Origin of the sequence: Providencia rustigianii, from assembly GCF_900637755.1 — a bacterium.
Taxonomy (GTDB): domain Bacteria; phylum Pseudomonadota; class Gammaproteobacteria; order Enterobacterales; family Enterobacteriaceae; genus Providencia; species Providencia rustigianii.
Genome location: NZ_LR134396.1, coordinates 3,533,082 through 3,550,114 on the forward strand (window position 1 = coordinate 3,533,082; position 17,033 = coordinate 3,550,114).

The following is a 17,033-nucleotide window of genomic DNA, read 5'->3' on the forward strand; positions in this document are numbered from 1 at the left end:
CTATTATGAAATATGCATTAGGCTCCGTGCTCTATTACTGGGACACGGAGAGCTTACAAGATTTTTATCAACGTGCCGCTAGCAGCCAAGCCGATATTATCTATCTCGGAGAAACCGTGTGCAGTAAGCGCCGAGAAATGAAGCCCAACGATTGGATTGACACAGCTCGCCAATTAGCCGGAAGTGGAAAACAGATCGTTCTCAGCACGCTGGCACTTTTACAAGCGCCCTCTGAACTGAAAGAGATCAGTAAATTAGTCGACAACGGGGATTTTTTAATTGAAGCCCACGATTTTGGGGTGATCAATATGTTAGTTGAGCGTAAGCTCCCCTTTGTGGCAGGACACGGGCTAAACTGCTATAACGCACCGTCCCTGAATATTTTGTTGCGCCAAGGTATGATCCGCTGGTGTATGCCAGTTGAGTTATCCCGTGATTGGCTGGCCAATCTGTTGAATCAGTGTGATGAGCTCGGTATCCGTGAGAAATTTGAAGTGGAAGTATTCAGTTACGGTCATCTGCCTCTTGCTTATTCCGCGCGCTGTTTTACCGCCCGTTCTGAAAACCGCCAAAAAGATGAGTGTGAAACCTGCTGCATTAATTATCCTCAAGGGCGCAAAGTGCTTTCTCAAGAACATCAGCAAGTCTTCACGCTGAATGGTATTCAAACGCTGAGTGGCTACTGCTATAACCTAGGGAATGATTTGTCTTCAATGCAAGACTTAGTGGATATCGTGCGTATTACCCCAGAAAGCCTCGACTCCCTCGATGTGATTTCCCAATTTAAAGCCAATGAGCTAGGACAAGCTCCCCTGCATATCCCCGACCAAAGCTGTAATGGCTACTGGCGTAATATTGCGGGATTGACGCTGGAAAATTAAGGATTATCAATAAAGGTTCTGAATAGAGCCTTTATCGTTAAATTTTCAATATAGCTCCCTATATTGGTCACTACATCACCTTATCTAAAAACCACGATTTTATTCACCTCGCAACGCTCTCCCAATATTTAACTAGCCTAGTTTTACGTAATTATTTGTGATTAGTCCTATTAATTAAGTTAAACATAAATTTTTAATTGTAAATTTAACTTAAGTGTAAAAGAATGGTAGCGAAGTTTATTCATGGATGGGAGACAAATAATGGCAGTTGGATATTTTTTACGAGTGGGTGATAAAACAACCTGCGGAGGACAAATATTAACGGGAGACAATACCATGCAATGGTATGGTGTTGCTGGTGCTCGTGAAGGCGATATGGTCAGTTGCGGCGAGCATTCTGGACGATTTTATATTATTGGGGGCTGTAACAGCGTTTGGGATGACGGACGAAAAGTAGCGGGCACACTCGAAAGTATAAGTTCATGCCCTTGTCATGCCAGGTTTATTCATTCAATTCAAGATTGCTATAGCGATGAAAGCCGCTCAGCTAGCATGGAATCTACATCAATTTTCCCTCCGGCTATCACCAATAAAATTTGCATTAGTTGCTTAATGAAAGCGGCTGAGTCTGGGCAAATGTTAGTCGTGAGAGAAGGATAATGCTCAATGAATAATCAGCATCCTATTTTTAACTATTTTGAGCGTTACCCTGATGCCAAACATTATTGTCTGATTTGCGGACTACAGTATGAACGCTACTTTGATGAAGCGCTTCAAAATAATTATGGAACAGCAAGCCCACTGTTTAAGCAACCTTCAGATACAGAAATAGCATGGGCTGGGCCGTGGTTGATTGATGTGACCCAACGACATCATTTACTGGCAGATTTAATACAGTTGGAAGCCAAATCACCCTCCTTGTCATGGCTAGTCAGTGATTCTCCGATTGATAAACTAGCTATCCATTTCTCTGAGCGGCTTAATGTCAGTTTGCCTGATGGCAAAACCGCCTTATTTCGGTTTTATGATCCCCGCGTAACCCACAATATGCCCCAAGTTCTCACTCTTGAACAATTTAATGAGATAACGATGCCTCTTATTGCATGGTATTACCGCTTTGAAGGGCAATTTTATGCATTACAAGGAGGGCGATTAAATGCAGTTTAGCGAAGAACAATTAACCAAAATTCAAAATATTGAACAGAGTGATTACGTGACTCAAGTGAGTGCTGATTTTTATCAACATTATCCCGACAAATTACAATCCGTTGATACATTAAACAGTCGATTAAAATCAGCTTTTCAGTATGTGTTATCTCTTGGTTTTACCAGTGAACCTTTGATTCGTTCTTTTCTGCTTTATGAAGCTTGCGAACCGTATTTTTATTTAAAACCAGAAATAAGAGCCATGCTCGAGGAAAAAGATCGAAATCCTGAGCAGCAGTATCAAGACTTTTTACGGATAGCCATGAAATTGATTGAATGGAGAACTTAATATGCCAATTCCATTAATAGTTGCAGGAGCGGGATTAATGACGCTGGGCGGCCTAGCCGCAGTGACCCATGAAGCCTCAAAAATCGGTTTTCCCTCTTCATCAGGTAGTGGAGATGATGAGTGGGGAGATAACACAAGTTACGGTGATAAAATACGTGAGTATGAAAGTATAGCGATAGGTGGCGAGCTTGGTGATGAAGACGTTGCAGGTAAACGTGGAAGTCGTCAAGGTGCCGCGGTAGGCGCTACAGCTGGGGCATCCGTTGGTGTTGCTGCAATTGAAGCAAATAAAGGGTGTGAAGATTGCCCTGCCATTCCTTATATTGTTCCTCATCAAAATGATATTACCAATACACGCACTCCCAATGCTTATGCTTATCAGGCAAGAATTTGTAATACACAAATCAGAACAGTCGATACCCCCGCAGGGCAAATGAGATACATTGATGAATGGAAGTGCACACTTCCCGTACCAACCAGAACCAAAAATCCTTTAGTGGAGTTTGACGGCTGGAAGCCCAGTGAATGTAACTTTATTGAAACTAAAGATAATTATGATTTTTTCTTTAATAGCCAAGGCGAGCCAAATATATTTATGGGGGAAGATAAAAAAATACTTAAACAAGCTACAGACCAAAATTGGTTATGTACTAGTCAGTTTCAAAAAATATCATTTATTGACTGGCATTTTTCGCATAAAAAAATGTATGGCTTTTGTAATAAATTTTTAAAGAAATTATCACAGATACGAACACATTATTCACCTTAATTTTGAGGTAGTTATGAATTTATCAATCAGTTTAGATATCGAGCTACATGAAGAAATGTCAATTCCATCTTTAATTGATATTTTTAGTCATATGATTTTAATATGTGAGTCTATTACACATGAAAAGGAAGACTCATGGTATTTAACAGGAGATACTCTTGAAGAAGCATTACAAAAGAAAGCCTTTAACCAATACACACCCACTGATTTATTGAAAACGATTCCATATTTTGATTGTATGGAGACAATATGGGCAAACAAAAATAAATCGTTAAGCATTAAATACACTGGTTCAGGGCAGATATACAGCTTAGATTTTACAATTCGTGATATTCATTTACCCAATAAAATAGCAATAATTGAAACATTAAATTACTATATTAGTAATTATAAGATAGTGTGTATGCAAATAGACATTAATGGTTATTGGTATAATGATAAGAATGTTTTCCCTGACAGACTCCCCGTTGGTTGGATGCTTTATTTAAATAAAAAAATAACGCAACAACAAGTCCCCATGGCAGCTCAGCTTATTCATATTGATAATGACAAAAATAAAGGCACGTTAATTATCAGTACCGACCATGTGTTTGATGGTTCAAATAAAGACGACATCAAAAAAGCCAATGAAATCGAAATCCAATTAACCGCATTGGGGTTATTACCGTTGATACGGGAAATATACAGTTAGAATGTGGACAAGCTCCCCGACCAAAGCTGTAATGGCTACTGGCGTAATATTGCGGGATTGACGCTGGAAAGTTGACGGTGTTCAGTATTTGAAAAATGCTGCTGCTCAATGAGCGGCAGCTTAATTAATTCAATATCTTTATCTCATCCTTCTTGTTATCACCCGCTCAAATTTCACCCTATAACCTGAATACCCTATAAACAGAGGCTGAGTTAGCCAATTTGAGAGTGAATTATTTCCTGTAGATTAGAGGCATCCTCTTAAAATCAATAAGGAAATATCCGTGATAAAACGCTCTCTGACCCTTATGACGTTATTGTTAGCCGGATGTTCAACATCTCTTGAGTACACCAAAGCCGATCTCGAAAATAATCCCGATGTAGGCTACTCCGATTCGGGCTACTATCGACTGGTATTTAAAGATAAAAAAGTGATTTCTGTACCCGAAAATGCGCATCTTGTTCCGGGCACTGACAATAATGTTGTTGGGAAATTAAATGCCGATAATAAAACTGGCGAGATTGTCGTGGCGGGGCTGGCAACAAAATTGAATGGCAATATTAATTCTCAAGTCGGCGGCCACGATTACAACCTCAGCTTTCTGGTCACTGATGAAAATAACTTACCTATTTCTTCCATTAACTATCTGATATTTAATGATTGTAATGACGAGGTGTACCCTGGGATAACCAATGCTAATGGACGAACTTTTTCTGTTTCAACGCAAGCTGAATGTACATTAAGCCTCGGTATTCCAGAGTAATGCAGAGTGAACTGCAACAGCAATATTAGCGTTCAAAGAGGCTGGCAATGCCAACCTCTTTATCATTTATGATTGATGAAAATGCTTCCGCCAGCGATGGAGTGCATGGCTGATTTTACGCAACTCACCATCCCGTAACATGCCGATAAATACCCCAATAAATGAATAAATCACCCCGAGGATCAGCATCATCACAATATCCATTAGGATATCATTAAAAGGCAGCCCCATCTGGTTGATCCCTGCCATCGCATTAGTCGCCCATGTTGATGGTAACGACGAGGCAATCATTCGAACCCAATCAGGCATCGCTTGTAACGGCCAAATCGTACCGGACATATAGAACACCGGAGTCGTAATAAACGCTAACGTTAAGTAGATCATTTCGACACTACGCAAACATTCTGTCACTAATTTTCCTAGCCCAATCACCGCCAGCAGGAAAGGAAATGTCAGCATCCAAATTTGGTACAAAGGCGCTTCTTGGCGATAGCCCAGTATCCATGGCCATAGCGCAAAAAATACCGTGGATAAAAATAACCAAATAGGGATCAGCGCCGATAATGCGCCTAAATATACCGCTAACGGGGGCTTACCTTTCGGTGTTGAACGGATAGCAATACTGACTCGCACGCAGGCAATCAATAAGGAGTGCTGTAAAAGCATCACTAATAAACCAGGAAAAATAATCGCAGCGAAGCTAATTCCGGGGTTATAAAGTGGCTCAGTTTCACTGCGGACAGGTGCAATAATGACTTTGGCCTGTTCCGCACTAAAACCTGATTTTTCCAATAGCTGTGTATTATAGGCATTCAATAAAGTTTGATAAGCTTTGGAAAGCTCTTGCTGAATTTGTCCACTGGCAAGTCGGTTTGTCGCATCCCCATAGACGGGTACGGTAATATTTTTCCCACTGAGTAAATGCTTCTGAAAATCCATTGGAATGATCACAATTGCAAATAGCTGCCTCGCGATCATATCCTGACGCGCTTGAGCTAAATTGTCGTAGCTATGAAGCTGGACTTTTGGTGTCGCATCCAAATCACGAATTAACTCACGGCTTGCCGCTGAATGATCCATATCGATAACTGCAACGGGTAGATCCCACAGAATTGGGCGGGCATACACCAAACTCATAATACACAGGGAAACGATCAGCAATAGCCACATCGGTTTCTCCAGCATGCCCAGTAGTACCTTTTTGAAGGTCGCAAAATAGACCGCCATCATACGATACTCCCTTGGATCTCAATGCGTTTAACTAACCGCTTACGGATCAGAACTGCCGTGATGATTGGGTAAATCAATAAGAACAGACAGACTTCTACGATCCGCTCAAATGAGATTTCACGTAGGAAGATGTCAAACATCGCGTTTAAGGTATGAGTGAGTGGCTCAATGTTCGAAATAATCCGTGCGGGTAAAATCATCGATAACTCAGGTACTGCCATCCCAGAAAATGCTAAGGCGATACTGACCAGCATACCTATCAAGCTGTATGCCATGATGGCGCTCGAGGTAAAACTAAACAGCAATAAGCCAATACTCTGAGCCGCTATGACATAGAAAAAGCCCACCAGCACCATGTATATAGGATTCCCCACCACTTTCGCGTCAAAAAGCGTCACCAATGCGGCCAACTCAACAATTAATAGTGTGGTAAAGAATAAGGTATAAGGCGCCATTTTCCCGAGCAATGCCATAGAAAACGGTTTCACGCTCTGTAAGATTGTCCCACGAGACATGGTATAAATCGTGGCTGTCACCACAAACAATTGCAACATATGGATCGTCGCAGCGAATTGTTGGTAATAAATATAGCTACCACTTGGGTTAAATAAGCTGTCGTAGGATAACGTGACTTGCGCCAAAGGCGGTAAAGTATGCCCCATGGATTTTGCCATGTCTTGACGATATTTGGCATTCAGTTCAGCCACCATCCCGCTAAAGTCTTGGATCGCATAGCTGCCTGATGCATAAAACAGCGCATTATAGTACATCCGTAATTCTGGCTGACGCCCACGTAATATATCCTCTTCAAAATTATGAGGGATATACAGCAATGCATAATCCTTAGCACTACCCAGCTGCTTAATTGATGTTGCCAAGTTCCCATCTATGGCTTTAACTTCCGCATGAGGACCCGCATCAAGATCACGAATAATTTGCCGAGAAATGGGGCTATGGTTGTTATCTACCACGGAAACTGGCACATCCATCAACGTTCCCTCTGAAAAGTTAGCACTGACTAACGTGAATAGCATCAAAGGGAATAACCAACTCAGCCAGTGAAATACTGGGCTACGAATTGCCATTTGGGTTTCGCGGCTAAAGGCATGTTCAAAGCCGTGCCAAGCGAATTTAAGTTTCATGGCAGCCCCTGTTATTTATCCCAACGCCATAAAACACTCATTCCCGGTCGTAATCCATCGATAGGTTCAAGTGGGTACAAACGTACTTCAAAGGTTTTTAAGTCAAAATCTCCAGTCGCTCGGGTGGCACGCTTAGTTGCATAATCCCCTTTAGGGGCAATATAACGCACTTGCGCTTCAACCGTTTTATCCCCTAATGCAGGGATAACTAGCTGGACTTTATTCCCTTTTTTCACACCAACAAGAATGTCTTCACGCAAGTTATAAACAAAGTAAGATTGAGGAAGGCTAATCAATGAGAGTAATGGACTACCAGCATTAAATAGTTCACCAATTTCGGCGGGGATTGGGCCGACTTCACCATCCACAGGAGCTTTAACCTGTAGGTCATCAATCTGTACTTGAATCTCAGCTAATTTTTGTTGAGCTTGATTCACCGCCGCTTCATATTGTTGGCGCAGCTCGATACGGTCCCCATTTTTTCCCTCTTCCAAACGCGCTTTTGCACTTTGTACTTGCTGGAATGCGACCTCTTTAGCTTTACGGGCATTATCGAGTTCATTTATTGAAACATAGCCTTTGCCCAATAAATTGTTTAGACGGGTAAACTCTCGGGAAGCATTTTGATATTGTGAATTGGCTTGAGCGAGGGAAGCTTGTAAGTCACGCAGGGTTTCTTCACGCGTTCCATGTAAGGATTGGTCCAGTTGCGCTTGCGCTTGGTCTTTGGCGGCTTTTAATGCCGCATATTGCGCTTGTAATTCTGGGCTTTCCAACGTTAACAGCAACTGCCCTTTTTTAACGTCATCGCCCCGTTCAATATGACGTTCAATCACGCGCCCTTTCGCTTTTGATGTCACAATTACTTCTGGTGCATCCACTTCCCCTTGCAATAATAAAAATTGATTATGGGAATGAAAAAGTGCCGCAGCAGCGATTAAGATCAGCATCAGCAAGATCAATATTATGGTTCTTTTTTTCATTATATATGTGAGCCTTGAGTAATAACGGGGGAAACTACTTTTTTATTATGACAATAAATAGAAACGAGCGTTAAGAAATTCGTGCGTAAGATCACGGATCTGGGATCATTTTTTTATACTGCGGCTATTTGTATTTTATGTCAAATAATGATGTTTTGCTAATTATTAAATGACGATTACTTAACCAGCCCAATAAGATACAATATCCCCCAAAAGTATATGGCTAAATCCACTGAGCATAGCCAACACCCCCATAGCGCAAAATATCATGAGCCATGCTCTAAATAGTTCGCATTGTGGGTAGGCGACAAGAGAAGATATCTCTAGGAACATACAAAAGTATGTGACTAGAGGAGCTGAACGTAGCCAAACCCCCATAATGCGAAATATGACGAGCCTCGCTCTAAATAGTTCGCATTATGGGTAGGCGACAAGAGAAGATATCTCTAGGAACATACAAAAGTATGTGACTAAAGCAGTTGAGCGCAGCCAACACCCCTACAACTCGAAACTTGCAACATTGTGCATTCATTGCACCAATGTCCTAAATAATTCGAATTGTAGGTAGGCGGCAAGAGAAGATGTCTCTAGGAGCATACAAAAGTATGTGACTAGAGCAGCTGAGCGCAGTCAACACCCCTACAACTCGAAGTATGACGGACATTAAGATGTACGAATTTGATTTAATCTTATTACTCCTACAACAAATGTGCGTATATCTCGTGATCGCATGGGCACTGAGTAAAACCCCGCTGGTCATCCCCTTACTAAAAGTAACGATCCGCCTTCCCCATAAAGTCATGTGTTATCTGATTTTCTCCGTATTCTGCATTATGGGGACGTACTTTGGTCTGCATATCAATGATTCTATTGCCAATACTCGTGCCATTGGCTCTGTACTTGGGGGCTTATTAGGTGGACCTGCTGTCGGGGTTGCTGTTGGATTTACTGGGGGATTGCATCGTTATTCATTGGGAGGAATGACTGCCACCAGCTGCATGGTTTCGACGATTGCCGAGGGACTCATTGGTGGATTAGTTCATCGTTACTATATGAAACGCGGGGAAATTAATAAAATTTTTAACCCCGTGACCGCTAGCTGCGTCACCTTTGTCGCTGAAATTATTCAGATGCTGATTATTCTATTAATCGCCCGCCCTTTCGACGAAGCTTATGAATTAGTCAAAAATATTGCTGCTCCAATGATTATCGCCAATACCATTGGGGCCGCGATGTTTATTCGAATATTGCTGGATAGACGCGCCATCGTTGAGAAATACACTACGGCTTTCTCTGCTCAAGCCTTAAAGATTGCCCTTTGTACTGACGGAATTTTACGTAAAGGTTTCAATGTAGATAACAGTATGAAAGTGGCAAAAATTATCTATCAAGAGTTGGAAATTGGAGCTGTAGCAATCACTGATAGAGAGAAAATACTCGCCTTTATTGGCTTAGGTGCGGATCACCATATACCGGGCACACCTATATCCTCCGAACAATCACGGCGGGCGATTGATAATAATGAAGTCGTGTATGCTGATGGTAATGAAACCCCGTACAAATGTACCCTCAGTGCGTCTTGTAAACTCGGTTCTGCTCTGGTAATCCCGCTCCAAGGCGAAAACCAACAAGTGATTGGTACCATCAAACTTTATCAAGCCAAAAACAGTTTATTTAGCTCGATAAACCGCACTCTTGGAGAAGGAATTGCTAGCTTATTTTCAGCGCAGATCCTTGCTGGGCAATATGAACGTAATAAGCAATCCTTACTACAATCGGAAGTAAAATTACTTCATGCACAGGTGAATCCACACTTTCTGTTTAATGTGCTCAATACTCTCCAAGCCGTGATCCGCAAAGATAGCCAACAGGCGGGACAATTGGTGCAATATATTTCAACTTTCTTCCGCAATAACCTAAAACGGCCAGAGCAAAATGCCACACTGGGTGAAGAAATTGAGCACATCAATGCTTACCTGCAAATTGAGAAAGCCCGCTTTCAAGAGAATTTACAAATTCATTTGGATATTCCAGATGAAGTCAGGCATGTGGAACTTCCCGCATTCAGTCTACAACCGATAGTCGAGAACGCAATAAAACACGGTACCTCACAGTTATTAAGTACCGGATATATTACAATCCGTAGCTATATACGCTGCGAGCATGTCTACATTGAAATCGAAGATAATGCCGGTCTCTATCAGCCCAGAGCACAATCTGATGGCTTAGGCATGGGGCTAGTTGATAGACGTTTACGTCTTAAATATGGCGAAAAATATGGTATCAGTGTGGAGTGTGAACCAGAGAAGTTCACCCGAGTGAAATTACGTTTACCTTACACCACGACATAATAAATGGCTTTAATTCTATGAATGTATTAATCGTTGATGATGAACCCCTAGCGCGTGAAAATGTGCGCTGCTTACTTGAGGAACATGACGATATCGAAATTATTGGCGAATGCGCCAATGCTATCGAGGCGATTGGGCTTATCCACAAAAAAAAGCCTGATGTGGTATTTCTGGATATTCAAATGCCACGACTTACTGGGCTAGAAATGGTGCGTATGTTAGATCCTGAAATACGCCCGCATATTGTTTTTCTGACCGCATTTAATGAATTTGCAGTTCAAGCTTTCGAAGAACACGCTTTTGACTATTTACTCAAACCATTAGAATCAGAACGTTTCAATAAAACGTTAAACCGTCTACGCCAAGGCGCACAGAAACAAAATCTTGAGCTGCTCGATAATCACGAGCCATTGAAATTTATTCCTTGCACCGGACACAGCCGCATTTATCTCATGAAATTGGATGAGGTCCAGTATGTGACTTCGCGAATGAGCGGCGTCTATGTAAAGAGCATCCAAGGGCAAGAGAGCTTCACAGAATTAACATTACGCACATTAGAAATGCGCACGCCGTTAGTTCGCTGCCACCGACAATACCTAGTGAATATGACCCAGCTCAGTGAGATTTTATTTGGTGATAGTGGGCAAGCAGAGCTTGTGCTGGGTTCAGGAGAACATATTCCCGTCAGCCGTCGCTATTTGAAGCCATTGAAAGAAGAGCTAGGCTTGATTTAATGTTCTGTTTATAGATATAAAAAAACCACCTAAGCGGTGGTTTTTTATTAGATATTACTACTTAATTAAAAGTAATTATGCATTGTGGCTGCTGCTACGACGACGAGGTGCTGCGTTGTTGCCATCTTGACGAGGTGCTGAACCAGTACGGTCACGATTTGCACCATCACGGTTAGCGCCACCATCACGGTTTGAAGAACCACGACGGTCTCCGCCGCCACGACGACCATCACGCTCACCGCCACGATCATTACGACGACCTGCACCGAAACCACCTTCGCTACCGCCTTCACGACGTGGGCCACCACGACGTTCGCCACCGCCACGACGCTCAAATGGTTGAGCATCACCGATCAGTTGCATTTGCATTGGTTTGTTCAGTACACGCGCACGGCTTAAGTGAGTTAACACTTCGCTTGGCATGCCTTTTGGTAATTCAATCGTTGAGTGAGAACCAAACAACTTGATATTACCAATATAACGGCTGCTGATATCCGCTTCGTTAGCAATCGCACCAACGATGTGACGAACTTCAACACCATCATCGCGACCCACTTCGATACGGTATGTTTCCATATCACCAACATCACGACGTTCACGGCGAGCAGAGCTTTCACCACGCTCAGCGCGGTCAAAACCATTGCTGTTATTACGGTCACGGCGACGGTCATCACCACGACGGTCGTCACGACGGTCATCACGGTCGTTGAATTCACGACGAGGACGGCGAGGTGCATCTGGTGGCAGGATCAGAGCGCGTTCACCCTGTGCCATTTTCAACAGTGCCGCTGCTAAAGTTTCCATATCAACATCTTCAGATGGAGATACTTTCGCCAACAGTGAACGGTATAGATCTAAATCGCTACTTTCTAATTGTTGCTGAACTTTCGCAGCAAATTGAGCCTGACGACGCTGGCTTAACAGCTCAGCATTTGGCAGGTCAACTTCAGGGATAGTCAGTTTCATCGTACGTTCAACGTTGCGCAGTAAACGACGCTCACGGTTCTCAACGAACAGTAAAGCACGACCTGCACGACCCGCACGGCCAGTACGACCGATACGGTGAACATAAGATTCTGCATCCATTGGGATATCGTAGTTAACAACTAAGCTAATACGTTCAACGTCCAAACCACGAGCAGCAACGTCAGTAGCGATTAAAATGTCTAAACGACCATTTTTTAAGCGCTCTAATGTTTGCTCACGCAGTGCTTGGTTCATATCACCGTTTAATGCAGCACTGTTATAGCCATTACGCTCAAGTGCTTCAGCAACTTCTAAAGTTGCGTTTTTAGTACGAACGAAAATAATCGCCGCATCAAAATCTTCTGACTCTAAGAAACGAACTAACGCTTCATTTTTGCGCATTCCGCTAACAGTCCAGTAGCTTTGAGCGATATCTGGACGTGTAGTAATGCTCGACTGAATGCGGATCTCTTTAGGATCTTTCATAAAGCGACGAGTAATACGACGGATTGGTTCTGGCATTGTTGCCGAGAACAGAGCAGTTTGGTGTTGTGCTGGAATTTGGCTCATGATGTTTTCAACATCATCAATGAAGCCCATACGCAGCATTTCATCAGCTTCGTCTAATACTAAGCCTTTCAATTTAGAAAGATCTAAAGTACCGCGTTTCAGGTGGTCAAGAAGACGACCCGGTGTACCCACAACAACTTGTGGACCTTGGCGTAATGCACGAAGTTGAACGTCATAACGCTGACCGCCGTATAAGGCAACCACGTTGACACGGTTCATGTGTTTAGAAAAATCGCTCAATGCTTCAGCAACTTGCACCGCTAACTCGCGTGTCGGTGCCAGTACTAAAATTTGTGGCGCTTTTAAATCTGGATCGATGTTATGCAGTAATGGCAAACCAAATGCAGCGGTTTTACCACTACCAGTTTGTGCCATACCTAATACATCATTACCATTCAGTAACAATGGGATACATTGTTGCTGAATTGGTGATGGTTTTTCATATCCCAGGTCGCTTAGTGCGTTCAAAATAGATGCTGATAAACCTAGATCAGCAAAAGACATTTCAGTCTCAGTCGTCATGTAAAGGTGCCTCATACTTAATGGCGGCCAGTTTACATAACGGTGAGAAAATCATTTCCGTCATTTTCATTAAAATGTGAACTGGCTCAAATTGTGTTATTAAACGAACAAATAGGCCGTCATCCATCAGGATGAAGGCTCAAGAATTAATAGAGAAATGTTCGTCAGCTATTGCTGGCCCGATTCTAATAGGTCGTCTTGTTCTTGGCCTAACAGCGCCAATTCCAACAATGCATAGCGGTGTTCAACAAAGCTGTGGGCGTTGTTTGCCACCGTCAGTTTGAATAACGCTGTTGCGCTATCCTTATCCCCCAGACTTAGGTAATGTTTACCTAAATAGAAGTTAGTTTCACTGAGATGCTCAGCGAGCGAAGTGTTATCCGTAGATGTCTCTTTCAAGCGCTCCATCAATGTCGTTTCATTGATGTTGCCAAGATAGAATTCTACGATATTCCAGCCCCATTGCCCTTTCTCCGCTTGGTCGTAACGGGCTGCAAGATTATCTTGCGCCATACGCGGGTCTATGTCTTTCTCGACGAGATAAAGCCACAGAGTTCGAAAGGGATCATTTGGATCTATCTGATAATACGCCAGCAGATCATCCTGCGCTAGTTTGTATCGTCCACCGTAATATAAAGAGATGCCACGATTCATCCGCGCGAAATTGTAAGTTGGATCAAGCTCTAAAACAGAATCAAACGCTTCATAGGCGGCATCATAGTTGCCAGCCTGCGTAAAGTATATCCCTAAAAAGTTAAAAATTTCAGGAATATCAGGACGTATGGACAACGCAGTTGAAAAATCATTCCGCGCCAACGCCCTTAAACCGAGACTATCATACAGTACTCCGCGCTCATATAAAAGCTGCGCGTACTCATCATCGGTTAAAGATCGGCTCGCAAGGATTTGTTCCATACGAGCCAATATCACTTCTTGTTGTAATGAAGGCTGCAAAGGTACTGCAAAAACCTCGTTTTTACGCCAATCTTTATTACTACATCCAATAATAATAAAAAAGATAAGCGCAGATAGCACACGAACTAAGGTGCGACTATCGAAAAAACGAAAACTTATACAGTTCTGCATACAACGCCCTTACATTACCACTGTTCAGCAAATTTAGGCTGATAGCGCCTAATATTATCAGGCGCTACACTTTAGGTCAGCTTATTCCGCTGAGTCTTGCTGAGCTGGAGCTTCTTCGCTCACAACTGCTTCTTTCATGCTTAGGCGAATACGGCCTTGACGGTCGATTTCTAACACCTTAACAGGAACTTCTTGACCCATTTGCAGATAATCAGTCACTTTCTCTACACGCTTATCAGCGATTTGAGAAATGTGAACCAGACCTTCTTTACCACCACCGATGGCAACAAATGCGCCGAAGTCAACGATACGAGTGACTTTACCTGGGTAGATACGACCAACTTCGACTTCTGCTGTGATATCTTCAATGCGACGAATCGCTTCTTTCGCTTTCAGACCATCTGTTGCAGCAATCTTCACGGTACCGTCATCTTCGATTTCGATAGTTGTACCCGTTTCTTCCGTTAATGCACGGATAACCGAGCCGCCTTTACCAATGACATCTTTGATTTTGTCTGGGCTAATGCGGATGGTATAGATACGTGGAGCAAATTCAGAGATTTCTTCACGTGGACCATTAATTGCTTGTTCCATTGTGCCTAGGATGTGCAGACGCGCACCTTTAGCTTGGTTCAGAGCAACCTGCATGATTTCACGAGTGATACCTTCGATTTTGATATCCATTTGTAAAGCACTGATACCTTCACGGCTACCAGCAACTTTAAAGTCCATGTCACCTAAGTGATCTTCATCACCTAAGATATCAGACAGAACAACGAAATCGTTACCTTCTTTCACCAGACCCATCGCGATACCAGCAACAGCCGCTTTGATAGGTACACCAGCATCCATTAGAGCTAGTGACGCACCACATACAGACGCCATTGATGATGAACCATTAGATTCAGTGATCTCAGACACTACACGAATAGTGTATGGGAAATCTGCGTGTGAAGGCATTACTGCTAATACGCCACGCTTAGCTAAGCGACCGTGACCGATTTCACGACGTTTAGGTGAACCCACCATGCCAGTTTCACCAACAGAGTATGGAGGGAAGTTGTAGTGGAATAAGAAGCGATCAGTATATTCGCCCATTAATTGGTCGATAACTTGTGCATCACGCTCAGTACCTAACGTTGCTGTTACCAGTGCCTGTGTTTCACCACGGGTGAACAACGCAGAACCGTGGGTGCGTGGCAGAACACCAGTACGCACGTCTAACGCACGAACCATGTCTTTCTCACGACCATCGATACGTGGCTCACCACGGATAACACGGCTACGAACAACTTGTTTTTCTAAGTGAGCAAGAATGTCTGAAACTTCTGACAGATCAACGTTTTCGTCTTCAGCAAGCAGAGCTGCTGTCACTTCTTCTTTGATCAGGTTAACTTGAGCATAACGCTCTTGTTTTTCAGTGATGCGGTAAGCATCGCCCATACGGCTTTCAGCCAATGCAGCAATACGATCTTTCAGTGCTTGGTTAACTGGCTCTGGCTGCCAATCCCATTTTTCTTTACCGGCTTCTTTCACTAAATCATTAATGTTTTGAATAACAACTTGCTGTTGGTCGTGACCAAACACTACCGCACCCAGCATTTGTTCTTCACTTAATAATTCAGCTTCAGATTCAACCATTAAGACTGCGCTGTCAGTACCTGCAACAACTAAATCCAGACGGCTTGATTTTAATTCGTCTGCAGTTGGGTTCAGAACATATTGGTCATTGATATAACCAACACGTGCAGCACCGATAGGACCATTGAATGGAACGCCTGACAGAGCCAGTGCAGCAGAAGCACCGATCATCGCAACGATATCAGGGTTAACTTGTGGGTTAACTGAAACAACGGTTGCAATGATTTGGATTTCGTTCAGGAAACCTTCTGGGAACAGCGGACGTAGAGGACGGTCAATTAAGCGTGCAACTAAAGTTTCACCTTCACCAGGACGGCCTTCACGACGGAAGAAACTGCCTGGGATGCGACCCGCTGCATAAGTACGCTCTTGATAGTTAACAGTTAAAGGAAAGAAATCTTGACCTTCTTTCACTTTTTTCTGTGCTACAGCAGTAACGAATACTGCAGTGTCATCCATATTAACCATCACAGCCGCAGTTGCTTGACGTGCGATCATGCCGGTTTCTAATGTCACGGTATGCTGGCCATACTGGAATTTACGAACAATAGGATTCAACAAAATATTACCCTTTTTGTAAGGCTACCAGAGATTCTCGAGTAGCATGGTTATTTTCTACTACAGCCTCGCGACTAATGAGAAAATTGATATTCTTGTCATCAATGTTCTCATTAGTCGCGCGAATCGGATGTAGTTTTAAGAGGTTTTAGCTAAAACAATCAATTATCGATAATAGCTTAACATTTAAGTTAAGTATAATTCGAGTATTACTTCAACTTTCGAAATAACTTTTAGCAGAAAAGGGGCCATTAGGCCCCTTTCCACTGAAACTGACAAGATTAACGACGCAGACCCAGACGCTCGATCAGCGCTGTGTAACGTGCGATATCTTTACCTTTCAAGTAAGCCTGTAAACGACGACGCTGAGCAACCATACGCAGCAGACCACGACGGCTGTGGTGATCTTTTTTGTGCTCTGAGAAGTGACCTTGCAGGTGGTTGATTTGAGCTGTCAGCAGAGCGATTTGAACTTCGCTTGAACCCGTGTCATTTTCACCGCGGCCGAATTCAGCAACGATCTTCGCTTTCGCTTCAGTACTTAGAGACATAGTAAACTCCAAATGAATTAATATAAGTGATGAGAGCCAATCTCTAATTTAGCATCTCAAGATTAAGCGCCGCTATTCTACGCTGCTTAAAGCAGCAAAG

Annotated in this window: 16 protein-coding genes; 9 read left to right on the forward strand and 7 right to left on the reverse strand. The window is 42.9% G+C overall.

The features are described 5' to 3' along the window. Positions 1–5: 5 nt before the first annotated feature. From EL244_RS16200 to EL244_RS16230, 7 genes are all read left to right on the forward strand, one after another. On the forward strand, positions 6–881 hold the full coding sequence (locus tag EL244_RS16200) for a U32 family peptidase (protein WP_126462293.1): 876 nt from the start codon (positions 6–8) through the stop codon (positions 879–881). Positions 882–1,142: 261 nt separating this feature from the next. After that, positions 1,143–1,541, forward strand: coding sequence for a PAAR domain-containing protein (locus tag EL244_RS16205; protein WP_126462295.1), 399 nt, complete (start codon positions 1,143–1,145; stop codon positions 1,539–1,541). A 6-nt stretch (positions 1,542–1,547) separates the two neighbouring features. Further along, a complete protein-coding gene (locus EL244_RS16210; protein ID WP_126462298.1) occupies positions 1,548–2,048 on the forward strand; it encodes a DUF4123 domain-containing protein in 501 nt (166 codons plus the stop codon). Beyond that, positions 2,038–2,376, forward strand: a complete 339-nt coding sequence (locus EL244_RS16215) for a hypothetical protein (RefSeq protein ID WP_126462301.1) — start codon at positions 2,038–2,040, stop codon at positions 2,374–2,376. The genes EL244_RS16210 and EL244_RS16215 overlap by 11 nt, the downstream gene beginning before the upstream one ends. Position 2,377: 1 nt before the next feature. Continuing rightward, on the forward strand, positions 2,378–3,145 hold the full coding sequence (locus EL244_RS16220; protein WP_126462304.1) for a Tox-REase-5 domain-containing protein: 768 nt from the start codon (positions 2,378–2,380) through the stop codon (positions 3,143–3,145). A 13-nt stretch (positions 3,146–3,158) separates the two neighbouring features. After that, positions 3,159–3,836, forward strand: coding sequence for an Imm52 family immunity protein (locus EL244_RS16225; protein WP_126462307.1), 678 nt, complete (start codon positions 3,159–3,161; stop codon positions 3,834–3,836). 283 nt (positions 3,837–4,119) lie between these two features. Beyond that, a complete protein-coding gene (locus EL244_RS16230) occupies positions 4,120–4,599 on the forward strand; it encodes a hypothetical protein (RefSeq protein WP_223844732.1) in 480 nt (159 codons plus the stop codon). Positions 4,600–4,665: 66 nt separating this feature from the next. On the opposite strand, the gene EL244_RS16235 is transcribed toward EL244_RS16230, so the two are convergent. The 3 genes from EL244_RS16235 to EL244_RS16245 are packed head-to-tail and all read right to left on the reverse strand — an operon-like array spanning position 4,666 to position 7,954. Beyond that, positions 4,666–5,826 carry an ABC transporter permease gene (locus EL244_RS16235; RefSeq protein ID WP_126462900.1) on the reverse strand — a complete coding sequence of 387 codons (1,161 nt, stop codon included), beginning with the start codon at positions 5,824–5,826 and terminating at the stop codon, positions 4,666–4,668. Next, positions 5,826–6,971, reverse strand: a complete 1,146-nt coding sequence (locus EL244_RS16240) for an ABC transporter permease (protein ID WP_006814494.1) — start codon at positions 6,969–6,971, stop codon at positions 5,826–5,828. The genes EL244_RS16235 and EL244_RS16240 overlap by 1 nt, the downstream gene beginning before the upstream one ends. Positions 6,972–6,982: 11 nt before the next feature. Then, a complete protein-coding gene (locus EL244_RS16245) occupies positions 6,983–7,954 on the reverse strand; it encodes an HlyD family secretion protein (protein WP_126462310.1) in 972 nt (323 codons plus the stop codon). A gap of 668 nt (positions 7,955–8,622) precedes the next feature. On the opposite strand from EL244_RS16245, the gene EL244_RS16250 reads away from it, so the two are divergent. Both EL244_RS16250 and btsR read left to right on the forward strand, forming a co-directional pair. Continuing rightward, positions 8,623–10,305: a sensor histidine kinase gene (locus EL244_RS16250; RefSeq protein WP_126462312.1), complete on the forward strand. Its 1,683-nt coding sequence runs from the start codon at positions 8,623–8,625 to the stop codon at positions 10,303–10,305. Between the two features lie 17 nt (positions 10,306–10,322). Beyond that, a complete protein-coding gene (btsR, locus tag EL244_RS16255) occupies positions 10,323–11,039 on the forward strand; it encodes a two-component system response regulator BtsR (protein ID WP_126462314.1) in 717 nt (238 codons plus the stop codon). Between the two features lie 75 nt (positions 11,040–11,114). On the opposite strand, the gene EL244_RS16260 is transcribed toward btsR, so the two are convergent. The 4 genes from EL244_RS16260 to rpsO all read right to left on the reverse strand — a co-directional run bounded on the left by EL244_RS16260 (position 11,115) and on the right by rpsO (position 16,933). Further along, positions 11,115–13,097 (reverse strand): DEAD/DEAH family ATP-dependent RNA helicase, encoded by a 1,983-nt coding sequence (locus EL244_RS16260; RefSeq protein ID WP_126462317.1) that lies wholly within the window; start codon positions 13,095–13,097, stop codon positions 11,115–11,117. A gap of 168 nt (positions 13,098–13,265) precedes the next feature. Beyond that, positions 13,266–14,183 (reverse strand): lipoprotein NlpI, encoded by a 918-nt coding sequence (nlpI, locus tag EL244_RS16265; protein ID WP_006814500.1) that lies wholly within the window; start codon positions 14,181–14,183, stop codon positions 13,266–13,268. A gap of 81 nt (positions 14,184–14,264) precedes the next feature. Next, positions 14,265–16,385, reverse strand: coding sequence for a polyribonucleotide nucleotidyltransferase (gene pnp / locus EL244_RS16270; protein ID WP_039854852.1), 2,121 nt, complete (start codon positions 16,383–16,385; stop codon positions 14,265–14,267). Positions 16,386–16,663: 278 nt separating this feature from the next. Next, positions 16,664–16,933 (reverse strand): 30S ribosomal protein S15, encoded by a 270-nt coding sequence (gene rpsO, locus EL244_RS16275; RefSeq protein ID WP_006814502.1) that lies wholly within the window; start codon positions 16,931–16,933, stop codon positions 16,664–16,666. Between the last annotated feature and the right edge of the window lie 100 nt (positions 16,934–17,033).